Here is a 16,079-nt window from a genome sequence, read left to right on the forward strand (position 1 = left end):
CGACCGAGGCTATGTCTTCCTCCGGTTCGCCGAAACCAACGGCGGCACGGAACTCGGCGTGGAGTTGGTCGAGGCGGACTGCGAGCAGGCCGGGGCCGACTTCGCCGCCGGCACCGGCACGGTCCGTCTCGGCGGCCAACTGAACCTGGACTTCGTCCCGTTGACCTGCGCTGCCACCGTCGACCTCGGCACCCTCACCGGTCAGGCGAGCCTGGCACGCCGCCCGGAGTGATGGCGGTGGACGGGGTGTGTTTCCTCGCCCGGTTGGTGGAGCCGGGGCTGGGCGACCTGGTGCAGCGCAACATCGCGTTGGCCCTGCTCCGCCGGGCCTTCCCGGCGGCCCGGCTCACCATGGTCACCGGCAGCACGGTGGCGGGACGGTTCGCGGAGTTCTTCCAGCGGCACAGCTATGCGACGGACGTGCTGGCCTGCCCGGACCCGGGCGATCCGGACCCGCATCGGTGGGCACGGTTCCACCGCCAACTGGCCGGGCTCGGCGCACGGGTGTGCTTCGTCGACCCCGACAGCAGGGGGCTCGGCGCACCGGAGGCACGACGGGCCGGCATCCCGGTCCGCCTGGGACTGCACGGCCCCGGTACCGCCCCCGGTGACCTGACCGACCCGCTCCGGCTCCCGCCGCCCGTGTTGGGTCGGGCCGACCTGTTCGACCACGCCTCGGCACTCGCCTCGGCGCTCGGCCTGGCCGGACGCCTCCGGCCGGGTGCCGTGGTGCCGCCGTTGCCGAGATCCGTCGAGCCGCCGCCGGACCTGCCCGGCGGCGTACCGCGACTCGCCGTGCAACCCGGCGGCGCCCCGCACTGGAACCGCCGCTGGCCGCCCGACCGTTACGCCGAACTGTGCCGCCGCGCGATCGGACAGTGCGGCGCGGCCTGCTACCTGCTGGGCAGCGAGGGGGAGCGCGCGGACCTGCTCGCCTTGGCCGCCGCCATCACGGCCGGACGGCCGGCGGCGGTCGTCGAGGTGGTCACCGGCCACAGCCTCGACCGGACGGCGAACCTGCTGGCCGAGATGGATCTGCTGGTCGGCAACGACTCCGCGCTCGCCCACGTGGCCGCCGCGCTGCGCCTGCCGACCGTGGTCCTCTACGGCCCCACCGGTACCCAGTTCCTCTGGGCCAGGATCTATCCACACCACCACGGGGTGTCGCTGCGCTATCCGTGCCAGGCAGCCACCCACCGGGCCGACGAACTGGCCGGCCGGCGCTGCGCGCACGACTGCCCCATCGCCTACGCCTCCGCCACGGGTCCCTATCCGAGGTGTCTGTCCGACATCGGGGTCGACCAGGTGTGGGCCGTGGTGTCGCGGCTGCTCGGGGCGACGGCGTCCGAGCCGGGGAAAGCGAGGGTCTCGGGTGCGCACTGAACCTCCGGCGGCGTCGGTCCGGAACATCCTGTCGATCAACTTCAACCACGACGGTGCCGCGGTCCTGCTCTCCGAGGGGAGGATGGCGGGCTTCGTCACCACCGAACGATTCTCCCGGCGCAAGAAACACCCGGGGCTGCGCGCCGCCGACCTGGCGGAACTGCTCGACCAGGCCGGCCTCGTGCTGTCCGACGTGGACCATGTGCTGTTGTGCAACCTGCACACCATGGACTCGCCGGACATCGTCCTGCTGCACGGCTCGGACCTGAAGGAGACCTGGCCGGAGTTCTGGGTGGACCAACGCCATGCACGGGTCGCCATCGACGGCACGTGCCTGCCGTGCACCGTCAACCCCGAACACCACCTGCTGCACGCCGCGGCCAGCTTCTACACTTCGCCGTTCGATTCCGCGGTCTCGGTCGCCATCGATCCCATCGGCTGCCGCGCCTACCTGGGTCGGGGCACCAAGCTGTATCCGCTGCGGCGCGATTTCGACGCGTGGTTCAACGCCAACGTCGGCTACTGCTACGTCGCCGAGCGGCTGTTCGGGACGAGCATCGTCGGCGCGGGCAAGGTGATGGGGCTGGCTCCCTACGGCGCCACCGGCGCACCCGCCGTGCCGACCTCCGCCGGGATCAGGAGTTTTGACGAGTTGGTCGCCCTCGCCGACCGGGACCCGGTTCCGATCACGGTGGGGGACCGGCAGCTCAACGCGCGGTTGGCGTACTACGTGCAGTGCGGACTGGACGAACAGATGCGGGCGCTGTTCGCCGAGCTCGGCCCGATCGCCGCCCGCAACCGGATCGGGCGCAACCTGTGCCTGTCCGGCGGCACCTCGTTGAACGTGGTGGCCACCGAACCGGCCTTCACCGCCTCGGAGTTCGAGCGGATCCACTTCCATCCGGCCTGCGGGGACGACGGAACCGCCATCGGTGCCGCCCTGTGGTACTGGCACCACGTCCTGGGAAATCCCAGGCGCCAGCATCACAACACCGAGCTGATGTACTCCGTCCGGACCTACTCCGCCGACTCCGAGCGGCGCGCCCTGCACGAGTTCGCGAGCGAGCTGCACGTGGACACCGTCGACGACTACTGCGGCCGGACCGCCGACCTGCTCGCCGACGGCGCGGTCGTCGGCTGGTTCGACGGCGCCAGCGAGATCGGCCCGCGGGCACTGGGGCACCGCAGTATCCTCGCCGACCCGAGGAGCCCGACCATGCGCCATCGGCTCAACGCGGAAATCAAACTCCGGGAGCACTTCCGGCCGTTCGCACCGGCGGTCCTCAACGAACGGGCGACCGACTGGTTCGGATTCGCCGACAGCCCGTTCATGCTGCGCGCCTCGCCGGTGCGCAAGCCGACCGTGCCCGCGGTCACCCATGTCGACGGCACCGCACGGCTCCAGACCGTCCGCCGTGAGGACAACCCGCCCTACTACGAGGTGATCCGCGCCTTCGAGGCGCGCACCGGGGTGCCTCTGCTGCTCAACACCAGCCTCAACACCAAGGGGGAGCCGATCGCGGAGACCCCCAGGGACGCGGTGCGCACCCTGTTGGACGCCGGCCTGGACTACCTGGTGCTGCCGCACACCCTCGTCAGCAGGCGGAGGCGGCCATGAGCTCCGGGATCAGGGCGTGGTACCAACGGCGCAGGCTAGAAGGCGAGTTGACCGGGCTGTGGTGTGCGGCACTACGGCTGGAGCGGATCGGCCGCACGCAACGGTTCCTGGACCTCGGCGGTGACTCGGTCGCCGCCGTCCGGCTCATCGGCGCGGTCGAGGAACGGCTCGGGGTGAGCCTGTCGGTCCGCGTTCTGATGGAGACCCAGACCATCGCCGGGATGGCCGAGCACCTCCAGCGTCGGTCCCGCGCCGAACGGGGGCCGAGTCATGACGAGTGACCTGCTGGCCCTGCTGACCGCCATGGCCGGTGTGCGCACCGTCGTCATCGGCGACGCCATGGTGGACGGCTATGTCACCGGAGACCCGGCCGGGTTGGGGCGGGAAGCCCCCGCTCCGGTAGTCGAGGTCACCGGGGTGCGCGACCAGTGCGGCGGTGCCGCCAACGTGGCGGCCAACCTCACTGCGCTCGGCGCACAGACCCGGCTGCTGGCCGTCGTCGGCGCGGACCCCGCCGGGCGGCGACTGCGCCGGGCCATGGCGTCGGCCGCGATCGGCACCGACCACCTGCTGACCGACCGGACCCGAGCGACGGTGGTCAAGACCCGTGTACTGGCCCCGCGGCAGATGCTGCTGCGGATGGACGAGGGCAGCAGGGCGCCGATCGGCCCCAGCGCCTCCGCCGCGCTCGCCGCCCGGCTGACCGAACAGCTCCACTGGTGCGACGCGGTGATCGTCTGCGACTACCACTGCGGCACGTTCACCCCCGAGGTGCGGGCCGCGCTGGCCGCCTCGCCCCGGCGCCCGCTACTCGTCGTCGACTCCAGGGCGCCGGCGGCGTTCCGCGCGATCCGGCCTGACGTGGTCACCCCGAACCACGCGGAAACCCTGGACCTGCTCGGCCTCCCCGCACCCGTGCGCGGCGGCGCGCGGGTCCGGCAGATGATGGACCACGCCGAACAGGTGCTGGAACGCAGCGGTGCCAACCTGGCGGCGATCACCCTGGACCGCGACGGTGCGGTGATCGTGCAGGCCGGACGGCCGAGCCTGCGCACCTACGCCGACGGCGAGTTCGGGATGACGATCGGGGCCGGGGACACCTTCACCGCGGCGCTGGCCATGGCACTGGCAACCGGCGCCGACCCCGGCACCGCCGCCGAACTCGCCTCGGCGGCCGCGGACATCGCCGTGCGCAAGCCGGGCACGGCGCACTGCACCGCCGAGGAGCTGCGCCGTCGGCTGTCGGACACCGGAAAGCTCCTCGCGGACGGCGAACTGCCCCGCTGGCTCACCGACGTGCCCCACCGCGCCCAACGGGTCGTGTTCACCAACGGCTGCTTCGACATCCTGCACGGCGGCCATGTGTCCCTGCTCAGTCGGGCCAAGGCACTCGGCGGGCTGCTCGTGGTCGGGGTGAACTCCGACGCGAGCGTGCGCAGGCTCAAGGGGCCGGCCCGGCCGGTGATTCCGCTCTCCGAGCGCATGCGGGTACTGGCTGCCCTGGGCTGCGTCGACCTGGTGGTGCCGTTCGAGGCGGACAGCCCCACCGACCTCATCGCACGGCTGCGGCCGGACCACTACGTCAAGGGCAGCGACTACACCCGCCGGACACTGCCGGAGGCCCCGCTGGTGGAACGGCTGGGCGGTTCGGTCGAACTGCTCAGCACCGTCGACGACTTGTCCACCAGCAAGATCATCCACGATATCCACGCACTGCCGAGGGCGGGCGAACACCGCACCGGCCGGAACCAGAAGGGGGCGTGAGGCGACATGACGTCCTCCCCACGCGAGCGCCGGTATCCGCTTCCCACCCAGCCCGAAGGCGTGGCCCTCCCCGGAGGTCTTCGATGAACGCGGCCCGGAGCGCCGGCATCCGGCGCACCACCGACGCCCGACGGCACTACCGCGACCTCATCGACGCCCTGCTCGCCGAGGGCGACCGGGAGGCCGCGGTGGCCTGCGCCGAACTCGCCGTCGCCCAGGGCATCTGGCGCCACCCCGAGCAGCGCCCGGAACACTACGTGCCCTCGTTGGAGCCGTGCCCGGTCTTCGACCCGACACAGTTCTGGTTCACCGGCTTCCTGGCCGAGAGCTACCCCAGGATCCGTGCCGAACTCGACGCGGTCACCGCCGCGTCCCCGGGGGGTTTCCTCCCGGTGGAGGAGCCGCTGCTGGACAGGGGCCGGTGGGAGCAGGTGACGTTCTACGAGGCCGGACACCGCTTCGCCGACGTCTGCGAACGGTTCCCGGTCACTGCGAGCGTCATCGAGGGCATCCCGGAGGCCAGCAGCGGAGGCCCCGGCGTGGTCACCCTGTCATGGCTGTATCCGGGCACCCACATCCGACCGCACTGCGGCGGCTCCAACGCACGGCACCGGGTCCACCTCGGCCTACGGGTCCCCGAAGGCCCCAAGATGAGGGTCGGTGACCGCACCCTCCGCTGGCAGGAAGGCGAATGCCTGGTCTTCGACGACTCCTTCGAGCACGAGGTCTGGCACGACGGCACCCAACCCCGGGTCGTGCTGCTGCTCGACGTCTCCCACCACGCCCTCGACCCCAGCGTCCGCGACTGGATCCTGTCCGCCCGCTCCGAATTCGACCAACGCATCAGCACCTACATGACCGAGCGCGGTATCCGACGGGCCGAGCTCACCGAGGACACCCTGCGGCTCACCGCAGACCCCGGTGTCACCAGCCTGGTCACCCGGTACCTGCGCGAGAGCAACGCATCGGCCATCGAACTCCGGGACGGAAAGGCCAGGTACGAGTACCGGTGAAGGACTCAACGCCATCCGCCCGGCCGTCCACCTGGTCGCAGTTGCCGCTGCTGTGGAGATTCGGCCGGGGCATGGGCGCGGCCATGGCCGGGCTGCTCGTCCTCGACCTGCTCTCCTACGGCGTCGTGCTGGCACAACCGCGCGTGGTGAAGTGGCTGTTGGACTCGGTCACCACCGGCGCCAGCTTCGTACCCGGCCTGGTGGCACTGAGCGGAGTGGCCGTGCTGTCCGGTGTGCTGCTGTTCACCAGCAACTACCTGCTGGGCCGCTTCGGGCAGCGGATCGTGCTCGGCGTGCGCTCCGACATGATCGGCGCGCTGTTGCGAGCCCGGGTCGTGACGGTGCAGCGGGAGCCCGTCGGCGAGGTGCTCTCCCGGGTCGGCAGCGACACCACGCTGCTGGAACGCGCCGTGGCCGAGGCACTGGTCCGGGGCGCGGGCGCCCCGTTGGTGCTGCTGGCGACCGTGCTGCTGATGGCGCTGGTCGACCTGAAGATGGTGCTGGTGCTGCTGGCGATCGTCGTCCTCGGAGCCGGGATCGAATGGCTGGTCCTGCGCCGGCTCTACCAGGCCACCCAGGCGACGCAGTCCTGCGTCGGCGAGATGCTCACCGGGCTGCAGCGGGTGCTCGTGGCGTTCCGCACGGTCAAGGCGTTCGGCACCGAGACGTACGAGGCCCGCGGTGTCGTCGGCCGGGCCGAAGTCGCCTACCGGCAGGGCGTACGGGCGGCCCGGTGGTCCGCGCTGATCGGCACGTGCAGCGGAGTGATCATGGACGTGATGTTCCTGACCGCGCTGGGCATGGGCGCGGTGAAGATCGCCGCGGGCACCCTGTCCTTCAGCGACCTGGTCGCCTTCCTGCTGTACGTCATGTACCTACGGGCCCCGGTGGGTGCCATGACCCAGGCGGCGAGCGCGGTCTCGGAGGGACTCGCCGCTCTGGGCCGGATCCAGCGCATCCTGGAGCTCCCGGCCGAACCCGAGGCAGCGGAAGCCGACGCGACACCGGCACCGGACCCGACCGCCGACCGGCCGTCCACCGGCATCGTGCTGGAGGAGGTGTCGGCGGGCTACGACGGGAGCGTGGTCCTCAACGGGGTCTCGCTGCACGTGCCGCGGGGGCTCACGGTCATCACCGGACCGTCCGGCATCGGCAAGACCACCCTGCTCAACCTCGTCGAACGGTTCCTGGACGCCGAACGAGGAAGCGTGTTCCTCGACGGCGTCGACATCCGGGCCCTCCGCCGTCCCGAACTACGCCGCCGACTGGCCTATGTGGAACAGGACGCCCCGCTGCTCGGCGCGACCATCCGACAGGCGGTCTGCTACGGGACCGACTGCACCGACGACCGGGAAGTGCTCGACACCCTGCGCGCCGTCGGGCTCGCCGAGTGGCTCGCCGGACTGCCGCACGGCTTGGACACCGCGGTCGACGAGCGCGCCGTCTCGGTCTCCGGCGGGCAGCGCCAGCGCCTCGCGGTCGCCCGCGCCCTGCTGCGCCGTGCCGATGTGCTGTTGCTGGACGAGGTGACCTCACAACTGGACGCCGACAGCGAGGAGATCCTGCTGCGCACCATCGTCGACCAGTCCAGGGCCCGCACCGTGCTGGCGGTCACCCACCGCATCTCGGTGGCCCGCCAGGCGGACCTCGTGGTGGTACTCGACGAGGGACGGGTCCGGGGCGCCGGGCGTCACACGGAGCTCCTGCGCTCGGACCCGCTGTACCGCCGGCTGGCCACCACCGAGGCAACGCGATGAGGAGCGGAGCGCTGCGCCGGCTGCTGGCGGGGCAGGGCAGCCGTGATCGGGGCGGTAAGAGGCCCGCCGAAACCCGTGTACCGGAACTCACCGGGCGCCAACCACCCGACCTGTCCCCGAACCAGCGCCATGACTGGCTGCACTACCAGGAGTTCGGCGCCACCCCGCTCTATGACGCGATGTTGCTTCGGCTGCGCGGACCGCTCCGGATTCCTGCGCTGCGCACCGCACTGCGCGCGCTGGTGGCACGGCATGCGTCGCTGCGGACCAGATTCCCGGTGCTCGACGGGGCTCCCCGACAGGTCATCGAGCCGACGGACCGGATCTCCGTGCCGTTGGTCGACTTCGGCGCGCTGCCCACCGACGCGGACCGCGGAGGTGAACTCAGGGAACTGCACCGTGCCGCGCTGACCGGGTATGTGCTCGACCGGCGCCCGCCCTGCCGGTTCGCGCTGGCCCGGTTCGCCCCCGCCGACCATGTGTTGATGATGTCGATCCCCCATATCGCCGCGGACTTCTGGTCGATCCCGCTGCTCAGCCAGGACCTGAGCGCCCTCTACCAGGCAGCGCTGGCCGGCCGTCCGGCAGCTCCGCGCCCGCACGGCCATGACTACGCGGAGTACGCCGCCTGGGAGGCCGCACAGTGGTCACCGCAGGCCCGGGCCGAGGAACTGCGGGACTGGCAGCGAAGGCTCCGGGGGATCACCGCGCTGCCGCTGCCCGCCGACCACCCGAGAAGCGCCGGCATACCGGACCGCAGCTGGACGCACGCCGAGAACCTCGATCCCACCGTGAGCGATCAGCTCCGCGCATGGAGCAGGCGGGCGAACGTCACGCTCTTCGTGACGCTGCTGGCGGCCTTCCACTGCCTGCTGGCCCGCGCCTGCGGTGTCGAGCAGTTGGCCACCACGTCCTCGTCGGCGAACCGCGGGAGCAGCCTCGCGACGGGACTGGTGGGCCCCCTTTCGGACTATCTGGTCATACCCAACGACCTCACCGGCGACCCGGACTTCCGCGAGGTGCTGCACCGCACCAGTGACGCGGTGCTCAACGCCCGCGACCGGAAGAACCTGCCACGCGACGACCTGGTGCAAGGGCTCGACCCGGCACGGGAGTTGAGGCCACACCCGTTCAAGCAGATCTACTTCAACCTGCTGAGCGCCCCGCGCGCCGAGGCGCGACTGTCCCCGGGACTCTCGGCGACGGTGGTCGGTGTGGACGACGGCCCCTGCGGGCCGCATCTGGTCCCCGAGCACGCGGATCTCAGCGTCAACTGTTTCGACTACGGCACCGGCCCGCTCGTGTGCCAACTCCGGTGTACCGCCGAGCTGTACACCGCCGCCGCCGGTCCCAGGTGGTTTCGCTGGTACGGGACGGTGGTGCGGCAGGTCCTGGAGCGACCGGACATCCCACTCTCACAAATCCGGCCACAGGCGGCGGGGGAGACGATCACCCGGGCCTCCGTGCCGCAGCCACGCACCCGCTGCGCGGCCGACTGGATGACGAAGAACGCGGGGCGGATCGACGCCCGACTGCTCGACGTCTGGGCGCGGACCGTCGGCCCGGGACACCGTTCGGGCGAATTCTTCCAGAACGGCAGGACCGACGTGGACGCCGCGGTGCTACTGAAGCGGATGGAAGAAGAGCATGGTGTCCGGATTGCGTTGACGGACTTTCTGCGCGCGCCGACCATCACCACCCTGGTGACCGCGTGGACAGCCGACACACCACCGTCAGAGGAGCACGGATGACAGCAGGGAGCCGACGCGCGAGCGCGTTGTGGACAGCGAGCAAGACCGGTGACAGCAAGACGATCGGCGACCTGGCGCCGACGGGAGAGGAACTGGCGGCCAGGGACGAGGCGGGATGGAGCGCGCTGGACTGGGCGGCGGGCCACGGTGACGCGGCAACGGTGACCGCCCTACTGGCAGCGGGGGCGGACCCGCTGGCCACCGGCGAGGACGAACGGCCGCCGTACGAGATCGCGTTGGCGGCCGGCCACCGGGAAGCGGCCCGCATCCTGCGGGAGAAGGTGCAGCAGTCCACCGGCGAAGACCCGGCCTCCCCCTGGATGCCCTACTGCCGGGCCTATCCGCTCAAGGCGCTGCGGGCCTACCCCGACTGGCCCGCCGAGGCCGCGCAGAGCCCGGACGGCGACCCCCCGCCGGACGACACACTCGTCTACCTGCACCACGACCTCACCGTCACCTCGGGGATCTGGCCCGGAGAGGACGTCGTCTTCGACGCCCACACCCCGCAGTGGGAACGCTTCTGCCAGCAGGAACTGGGTTTCGACGTACCTGACGACTTCGACCTCGTCACCGAAACGACCACCGGGAGCAACCATGGCTGACCAGACGCTGCACGTGGTGGTGACCTGGGCCGACCCGACCGAGCACACGGAGGGCGTCGGCCTGCAGGACACGTCGGGAGAACTGGTCGAGGGCGCCAGCGCCCCCGACGGCTCGGTGCGCTACGAAGTGGACCTCACCGTGCGCGCGAGCAGGGCAGCCGGACCCCAACGCCAGGACTTCGGCGGCCCGTTCGTCCACGGCACCCCCAAGGAACGCTTCCTCTACCTGAGCTTCAGGGGCGCGGGGGAGGAACCGTGGCAACGACGCACCAAGATCATCCTGCCCGCCGCGGACGCGGTGGCAGGGCAGGCGGAGATCCACGCAACGGTGGTCGACGCCGACCGGAGCCGGGCGGTCCTCGACGGGGACGGCTGGTCCGCCGTGTAACGGCACCTCACCCACTGGAGAGGACAAGAGGGGGGAACATGACCGAGCACGAGGTTGCGGGCGCCTCCGGCACCGTCGGCACCCGCGCCTACCTGACACAGATGATCCGGCGCTACTACGCCAGCCTGATCGACGCCTGGCACTACGCGGGCGAGACGGCGAAGGCCATGGAGTGCGCCAACGAGGCCGTCCGGCAGGGGGTTTGGGACCAGCCCCTGCAACGGGCCAGGGAGCACATCCCCGGGCTGCACGCACAACCGGTCCACGATCCGGGCGAGTTCTGGTTCATCGGTTACCTGGAGGAGCACCACCGGCGGATCAGGGCGGAGGTCGAGCAGGTCCTCGACACTCCGCTCGATCCGGTCCTACCGACCACCGACGACGCCGGACTGATCCGCAAGGGCTCCTGGAAACAGGCACACCTGTACCGGGACGGCCGATGGCAGAGTCACGTCCGGGCACGGTTCCCGATCACGGCGAGCATCGTGGAGAAGATCCCGGACGTCACCGAGCTCAGCCCCGGGGTGATCACGATGTCCAGGGTTTCCCCCGGCACCCACATCATGCCGCACTGCGGGCCGACGAACGGGCTGCTGCGGATCCACCTCCCGCTCATCGTGCCGGACGGAGTGAGCATCCGCGTCGCGGACCGGGAAATGCAGTGGCGGGAAGGCAAGTGCCTGGTCTTCGACGACTCCTTCGAACACGAGGTGTGGCACCGCGGCACCGAGGACCGGGTGGTGCTCATCCTCGACGTGCTGCATCCGGATCTGCACGGCGACCACCGACAGCGCCTGCTCGGACGACGCCGGAACTTCGAGGAGCAGATCATCGAGTTCATGAGGGAACGCGGTGTGGAGCGGGTAGCCATCCGCGACGGGGAGATCACCCTCACCCCGGACGCCGGCGTGCGCGAGCTGGTCGCGACCTACATGGCAGGCACCGGACTGACCGGCGTGCACCTCGACGGCGACCAAGTCCACTGGGAACGCCCGGACGACCCGCGGGAGTCGCGCCGGTGATCAATCTATTCGAACCCGCCCTGGGCGAGGAGGAGTTGGCGGCGGTCCGCGAGGTGTTCGCCAGCGGATGGCTGGGAAAGGGGGCCAGGACCAGCGCGTTCGAGGCGGCGTTCGCCGCCCACCTCGGTGTGCCGGCCGACCGACTCGTCTCGCTGAACTCCTGCACCGAAGGGCTGTTCCTGGCCGCGGAACTACTGGGCATCGGGCCGGGTGACGAGGTGGTGCTGCCCTCCGTGAGCTTCGTCGGTGCGGCGAACGCGGTGGCCGCGCGGGGCGGCACCCCCGTATTCTGCGACGTCGATCCGCATACGCTCAACCCCAGCGTGGCCCATGTCGCACCGCGGCTGACCGCGGCCACACGCGCTGTGCTGGTCCTGCACTACGGCGGCTACCCGGGCGATGTCGAAAACATCGCCGCACTGTGCCGGGACCGCGGAATCCCGCTGATCGAGGACGCCGCCTGCGCGGTGGCCTCACGGGTAGCAGGCACCGCCTGCGGCACGTTCGGCGATATCGGCCTGTGGAGCTTCGACCCGATGAAGATCCTGGTGACGGGCGACGGCGGCATGCTCTACGCCAGGGATCCGACCCTGGCCCAACGAGCCGGCGAACTCGCCTACTTGGGGATGCGACAGGCCAGCGGATACGCGCAGGCGGCGAGTACGGGGCGGCGCTGGTGGGAGTTCCACATCGGACCGTTCGGCCGCCGGTCGATCACCAACGACATCGCCTCCGCGATCGGCTCGGTACAGCTCGCGAAGCTGCCGTCGTTCGTCCGGCGGCGACAGGAGGTCACCCACGCGTACGGCGACAGACTCGCGGACGTTGCCGGACTGCGCCGCCCGGCGCCCCCGCCTCCCGGGCACGAGTCCTCGTACTACTTCTACTGGGTACAGATGGACCGGCGCATCCGCGACGAGGTCGCCACGCGGTTGTACCGCCGCGGGATCTACACCAGCTTCCGCTATGCCCCACTACACCTGGTCAGCGCCTACGGAACCCAGCCGACGCTGCCGGGCACGGAGCGCGCGGCGGCGGAGACCCTGTGCATCCCGCTGCACCAGGGGCTCGACGACACACAGCTCGATACGGTCGCCACCGAACTCCGCGCCGCCGTGGCCGAGGAGAGCGAGTTGGCGGGGATCAAGGAACCCTGACACCCGGACTGCGAGGAGATGCTGCGGTGGGCGTGACACGGAAACTCGCGAAACTGGCACTCGGCAGCGGGCAGGGGGTGCCCTGCCTGCGGGTGGGCGACCTGGACCGGGCCGTGCGCTTCTACCGCGACCAATTGGGGTTCGACCAGGTCAGTCTGCTCGGCGGCGCACAGCCCCATGCTGCGCTGTGCGCCGCCCAACACCGCGGCGGCACCGTGCTGTTGTCGCTAGCCGAGGACGGCACGGAAGAGACCGGCGGCCCGGTTCGCCGCCGGTCGGACCAGGCGTACTGGGACGCCGTCTTCCTCGTCGACGACATCGATCGAGTGGCCGGAGAGCTGCGGGCCCGCGGTGTCCGCATAGACATAGGCATCGGCATCTCCACCCTCTCCGACCGCATGCTGGAGATCTGCGACGACTGGAGCAACAGACTGGCCTTCGCCGAGGCCGGCGACGGGTGGCGGCCGGCACTGCGACAGCTCACCGAACGGACGGTCCCCGCACGGGTCCGCAACGCCGCACGCGACCGCCGGTTCGCACGACAGGAACGCGCGGAGTACGCCAAGTTCGAACGGTTCTACGCAAGTCTCCCGAGCCATCGCGACCCGGTGTACATGTTCTTCACCAGCGGCCTGCTGCATTGGGTGATTGCCGCGGAAAAACACGTTCCGGCGACGGTGAACCTGGTGCTGTTCGGTTCGGGACTGACCGGCGAGGAGCAGCGGTGGCTGAACGACAACCTCGACCGCCCGGTCTACAACTCCACACTGGAAATCGACGACAACACGGCGTGGGAATTCCTGTTCGACGCCAACAGGACGAACTTCGGATACCTCGACATCGACTGTTTCGTGCTGGAGCCGAAGGTCTTCGCCGAACTCGCCTCGTTCGACGAGGGGGTGGCGGTCAATGCGATCTGGACCTACCAAGCGGCCCCCGGCGTACCGCTCGGCTGCACTCACCTGGTGTTCCTCAACGCCGCGGTCATCGCGGAACTACGAGCCAGGAAAAGGTATCTCTCCCCGGCGAACCACGACTGGCGCGGCCGCACGGTACCCCTGTTGCACCACCGGACCTACTGCCGCATTCCCACCGCCGCCCAGCGCCGCCTGCTGCTGGAGGTGCTGCCCGCCGACGAGCGGGGACGCCCGCAGGCCCCGGTCGAGTCACCGTTCTTCGACACGCTGGTCGGGTACCAGATCGCCGCCGCGGCCACGGGGTACCGCACACACGCGGTGCGGCCGCTGGCACACCGGACGCAGAACATGTTCACCGCGGCCACCAACGAGGGCAAACCGGTCTGGCAGCAGGACCTCACCGACGAACTGGTCCATGTCGGTGGCATCAGCTACTACGGTCGGTACTTTCACGCCTCCACATTCCGCAAGCTCTACCTGGCCGCCGAGTACGCTGTGCTCTGCGCATCGGTGGAAAGACTGCCGGCCGGCTACCGGGAACGGCAGGCGACCATCGAGCAGCAACAACGCGACATCGGATTGGACCCCGCCGCGGCACGAGAGCTCGTTCTTCGGCATCTGGTGACCGACCGGGGGCTCAACCCGAGCACCGCCCAACGGATCGTCGGCGCGGAGCAGCACACGCTCTGACACCGGCCCCGAAGTCCAACTCGCATTTCTGCGATGCCTGCCAAGCAAGAAAGGGCTCACACCGGTGAAACTGGCTACCCCCCGCCTCAGTCTGGCACCGCTGGACCCCGAAGCGGACGCCGAAGCACTGCACACGGCGTACGGCGATCCGGAGGTCATGACCTGGTGGACCCGTCCGGCGACCGCCTCGCCGGCCGAAACACAGCGCCTGCTGGCCGAGGAGAACGCACGCAGCGGCGCCATGCTGTGGACGGTCCGGGACGAAAACGAGACGGTCGTAGGGCTGGTCGGCCTGCTCGGTGCAGTCGAGATCCCCGGGCTGACCTGGATTCTGGCCAGACACGCCTGGGGACGGGGCTTCGCCACCGAAGCCGCGGCGGCGGTCATCGACTACGCCTTCACACACGCCGGACTCGACAGGGTGGAGGCCTGGGTCGAGGCGAGCAACGCACGGTCGCTCGCCGTGTGTCAACGCCTGGGCCTGCTCCGCCAAGGTGCCCTGGCCCAGCGGTACAGCCACCGAGCGCACCCCCACGAGGTGGCCGTGTTGGGTCTGTCGAACCCGCAGCACAAGCAGGAACCGACTCCGGTGCTGCGCATCGAGCCGGTGCTCGCGGTGACCGACGTAGCGGCCACCCTCGACCTGCTCCGATCGGTGCTGTGCGGCCGGGTCTCCTTCTCGGTGGGCGAGCCCATCGAGGTCGCCGGGCTCGTACTGGGGCCGTGGAGCGTCGGTCCCAGCATCCGACTCGTCAGTACTTCGGAGGCGTCGAGCGCTCCGGTGACCCTCGCGCTCGACGCCGCCACCGAACTCGACGAGCTCCATCGACGAGCCGTCGCCTCGGGAGTCGGACGGGTCGATTCTCCCACCGAACAACCCTGGGGCGTACGCGAGTTCACGTTCGAGCTGCCGGAGGGGCATCGGCTCGTGTTCAGCGCGCCGGCATGAACACCGGGCTTGCGCGGTTCTGACGACCCGTCGGGAACGGTGAGGAGACCGGGCGTGAGCAGCACGCGGAGGGACACGGAGGTATGCGATCCGATGAAGCCGGCAGCGCCGGTGACCAGGAGCTGCATCCTTCCTCGTCATTCCTCCGGGAAGGTGGCAGGCGCCCGGCTCTGGAGGTACGCGCGGGCGCTCGCCATGACATACCGGCCGTAGGAGGAGTCTCCCATCGCGGCGCCGAGCTCGTAACAGACGTCCGCACTGATGAAGCCCATGTGCAGGGCAACTTCCTCAACACAGCCGAGACGCGTGCCCTGATGACGCTGGACGTCCCGGACGAACAGACCGGCATCGAGAAGGGACTCGTGGGTACCGGCGTCCAGCCATGTCACGTCGCTGCCGAGCCGGACCAGGTCGGCTCGCCCCTCCGTCAGATACGCGCGCAGAACGTCGGTGATCTCCAACTCGCCGCGTGCGGAGGGCCGCAGACCTTGCGCGATGTCCGTCACGGCGCCGTCGAAGAAGTACAGGCCCGGGATCGCGAGACTGGAGCGCGGGTGCTCGGGCTTCTCCTCAACGGAGAGGAGACCGCCCCTCGCGTCGACCTCGGCGACACCGAAGCGCTGGGGGTCGGCGACCTGTTGGCCGAAGAGGACACAGCCCCGCAGCCCCTGCGTGGTTCTGCGCAACACGGCGGGCAACTCGGCGCCGTGGAAGAGGTTGTCGCCCAGGACCAGGGCGCAGTCCTCGCCCCTGATGTGATCCGCGCCCACGCGGAAGGCGTCGGCGATGCCCCGTGGCTCCTCCTGGGCCGCGTAGTCGATGCGCATGCCGAGCCTGCTGCCGCTTCCGAACAGCCTGCGGAACAGTCCGATCTCCGCGGGGCGGGTGATGATGAGGACTTCGTTGATGCCCGCGAGCATGAGCACGGACAGCGGGTAATAGACCATCGGCTTGTCGTAGACCGGGGCCAGATGTTTGGAGCCCACCAGCGTGAGGGGCAGCAGCCGTGTCCCGTTCCCGCCCGCCAGAACTATGCCCCTCACCGGAGCGAGGCCGTACGCCAGGGGC

General features: G+C 70.3%; 14 protein-coding genes. 13 read left to right on the forward strand and 1 reads right to left on the reverse strand.

Annotated features, from left to right (window positions below; genetic code table 11):
- Window positions 1-231 precede the first annotated feature (231 nt).
- The 13 genes from ACIQU6_RS04605 (at window position 232) to ACIQU6_RS04665 (ending at window position 15,011) form a co-directional block, all read left to right on the forward strand.
- Window positions 232-1,383 carry a glycosyltransferase family 9 protein gene (locus ACIQU6_RS04605; RefSeq protein WP_403480154.1) on the forward strand — a complete coding sequence of 384 codons (1,152 nt, stop codon included), beginning with the start codon at window positions 232-234 and terminating at the stop codon, window positions 1,381-1,383.
- Window positions 1,373-3,001 carry a carbamoyltransferase C-terminal domain-containing protein gene (locus ACIQU6_RS04610; protein WP_403480155.1) on the forward strand — a complete coding sequence of 543 codons (1,629 nt, stop codon included), beginning with the start codon at window positions 1,373-1,375 and terminating at the stop codon, window positions 2,999-3,001. Before ACIQU6_RS04605 ends, ACIQU6_RS04610 begins: the two co-directional genes overlap by 11 nt.
- On the forward strand, window positions 2,998-3,282 hold the full coding sequence (locus ACIQU6_RS04615; RefSeq protein ID WP_403480156.1) for an acyl carrier protein: 285 nt from the start codon (window positions 2,998-3,000) through the stop codon (window positions 3,280-3,282). The genes ACIQU6_RS04610 and ACIQU6_RS04615 overlap by 4 nt, the downstream gene beginning before the upstream one ends.
- Complete coding sequence (gene rfaE2 / locus ACIQU6_RS04620) at window positions 3,272-4,765, forward strand: D-glycero-beta-D-manno-heptose 1-phosphate adenylyltransferase (protein WP_403480157.1); 1,494 nt, start codon at window positions 3,272-3,274, stop codon at window positions 4,763-4,765. Before ACIQU6_RS04615 ends, rfaE2 begins: the two co-directional genes overlap by 11 nt.
- 83 nt (window positions 4,766-4,848) lie before the next feature.
- Complete coding sequence (locus tag ACIQU6_RS04625; protein WP_403480158.1) at window positions 4,849-5,778, forward strand: aspartyl/asparaginyl beta-hydroxylase domain-containing protein; 930 nt, start codon at window positions 4,849-4,851, stop codon at window positions 5,776-5,778.
- The gene (locus ACIQU6_RS04630) at window positions 5,775-7,535 is read left to right on the forward strand and encodes an ABC transporter ATP-binding protein (RefSeq protein WP_403480159.1); all 1,761 of its coding nucleotides are present in this window, start codon (window positions 5,775-5,777) and stop codon (window positions 7,533-7,535) included. Before ACIQU6_RS04625 ends, ACIQU6_RS04630 begins: the two co-directional genes overlap by 4 nt.
- The gene (locus ACIQU6_RS04635) at window positions 7,532-9,286 is read left to right on the forward strand and encodes a condensation domain-containing protein (protein ID WP_403480160.1); all 1,755 of its coding nucleotides are present in this window, start codon (window positions 7,532-7,534) and stop codon (window positions 9,284-9,286) included. The genes ACIQU6_RS04630 and ACIQU6_RS04635 overlap by 4 nt, the downstream gene beginning before the upstream one ends.
- Entirely contained in the window at window positions 9,283-9,888 is a 606-nt protein-coding gene (locus tag ACIQU6_RS04640; protein ID WP_403480161.1) for a hypothetical protein, read from the forward strand. Before ACIQU6_RS04635 ends, ACIQU6_RS04640 begins: the two co-directional genes overlap by 4 nt.
- Entirely contained in the window at window positions 9,881-10,276 is a 396-nt protein-coding gene (locus ACIQU6_RS04645; RefSeq protein ID WP_403480162.1) for a DUF5990 family protein, read from the forward strand. The genes ACIQU6_RS04640 and ACIQU6_RS04645 overlap by 8 nt, the downstream gene beginning before the upstream one ends.
- 38 nt (window positions 10,277-10,314) lie before the next feature.
- Entirely contained in the window at window positions 10,315-11,298 is a 984-nt protein-coding gene (locus ACIQU6_RS04650; protein ID WP_403480163.1) for an aspartyl/asparaginyl beta-hydroxylase domain-containing protein, read from the forward strand.
- The gene (locus ACIQU6_RS04655; protein WP_403480164.1) at window positions 11,295-12,455 is read left to right on the forward strand and encodes a DegT/DnrJ/EryC1/StrS family aminotransferase; all 1,161 of its coding nucleotides are present in this window, start codon (window positions 11,295-11,297) and stop codon (window positions 12,453-12,455) included. The genes ACIQU6_RS04650 and ACIQU6_RS04655 overlap by 4 nt, the downstream gene beginning before the upstream one ends.
- Before the next feature lie 32 nt (window positions 12,456-12,487).
- On the forward strand, window positions 12,488-14,062 hold the full coding sequence (locus ACIQU6_RS04660) for a VOC family protein (RefSeq protein WP_403480165.1): 1,575 nt from the start codon (window positions 12,488-12,490) through the stop codon (window positions 14,060-14,062).
- A gap of 64 nt (window positions 14,063-14,126) precedes the next feature.
- The gene (locus ACIQU6_RS04665; protein ID WP_403480166.1) at window positions 14,127-15,011 is read left to right on the forward strand and encodes a GNAT family N-acetyltransferase; all 885 of its coding nucleotides are present in this window, start codon (window positions 14,127-14,129) and stop codon (window positions 15,009-15,011) included.
- 137 nt (window positions 15,012-15,148) lie between these two features.
- On the opposite strand, the gene ACIQU6_RS04670 is transcribed toward ACIQU6_RS04665, so the two are convergent.
- Window positions 15,149-16,054: a sugar nucleotidyltransferase gene (locus ACIQU6_RS04670; RefSeq protein ID WP_403480167.1), complete on the reverse strand. Its 906-nt coding sequence runs from the start codon at window positions 16,052-16,054 to the stop codon at window positions 15,149-15,151.
- Between the last annotated feature and the right edge of the window lie 25 nt (window positions 16,055-16,079).

The organism is Streptomyces sp. NPDC090442 (assembly GCF_044769405.1).
In the GTDB taxonomy this organism is placed as follows: domain Bacteria; phylum Actinomycetota; class Actinomycetes; order Streptomycetales; family Streptomycetaceae; genus Streptomyces.